At 39.7% G+C, this 1,224-nt stretch carries 1 protein-coding gene; it reads left to right on the top strand.

What is annotated here, in order from left to right; translation table 11 throughout:
• Positions 1-388: 388 nt before the first annotated feature.
• On the top strand, positions 389-1,224 hold an 836-nt coding region (locus A3757_RS02875), incomplete at its 3' end, for an ABC transporter substrate-binding protein (RefSeq protein ID WP_231878198.1).

The following is a 1,224-nucleotide window of genomic DNA, read 5'->3' as shown; positions in this document are numbered from 1 at the left end:
TTTATAACGATGAATTCAGGCCTTCAAGCAACGAAAGCTCTTATTATGTCTAATGTAATTCCCTTTAAAAAACCATCCCCAAAGGCCAAGCATAAAGGCAAAACTTTATGCAAAAGCGGCTTTCATAAGTGGAAGGTTATAAGCAACTCAAAGTTCGACGTTAAACAGGGCAAGCTTGTAACGGTGTCAAAATGCCAGCGTTGCGGCCTTGTAAAAAACGAACTTAAATAACAGTTTTGCCTAACTAAATATTTCGTAAGCCTTTAAGGTGATAAAAGCTATAGACGAGTCTATCATTTAACTTTACGATCTTTCATCCTGTAATTTGCACTAAAGTGTGCATTGAGACTAGATTTTTCAACTACATTTACAATAAGCAAAATAAGCCATGCATTTTAAATTCGCTTTGTTTTTTACTCTCATCTTTCAAACTTTCACTATTGCTGCAAATCCTCAGCACGGTATTGCAATGCATGGTTCGTTAAAATACGACCCGTCTTTTGAGCATTTTGACTACGTCAACCCTGTTGCAAACCAGGGTGGCACATTAAAACTAGGCGTTGTCGGTGATAACTTCGACAGTTTCAACCCTTATATTATTAAAGGCGTTTCTGCCGCGGGTGTTCGCTACTTGTATGAAAGTCTCACAAAGCATGCGAGTGATGAAGCTTTCAGCGAATATGGACTAATTGCCGAAACAATCGAGACGCCTGATGACCGTTCATCAGTTACATTCAAGCTAAACCCTAATGCCAAGTTTTCTGATGGCAGCCCCATAACAGCAGACGACGTAAAGTTCAGTTTCGAAACACTAACGAAGCATGAAAAAGCACAACCATTCTATGCAGCTTACTATGCCGATGTAAAAAACGTTGATGTTCGCTCAGATTCAGTCATTCATTTTGAGTTTGCTACCAATCAAAATAAAGAACTCCCGCTCATCATTGGTCAACTCCCGATTTTTTCCAAAAACTATTGGAGTAAACACGATTTCGGTAAATCGTCGCTAAATATTCCTGTCGGCAACGGCCCTTACATGATCGACAGCTTTGACACTGGTCGCTCGGTGACACTGAAGAAAAACCCAAACTACTGGGCAAAAGATCTTGCGGTTAACAAGGGTATGTATAAATTCGATAAAATCGTATACGAATATTACAAAGATAACACGGTTGCATTGGAGGCTTTCAAAGCTGGCGAGTTTGATTTCCGCATTGAGAACAC

The sequence above is a fragment of the Oleiphilus sp. HI0117 genome (genome assembly GCF_001635235.1).
Note: the sequence above shows the minus strand (reverse complement) of the source record. Positions and strands in the feature narration are given on the sequence as shown.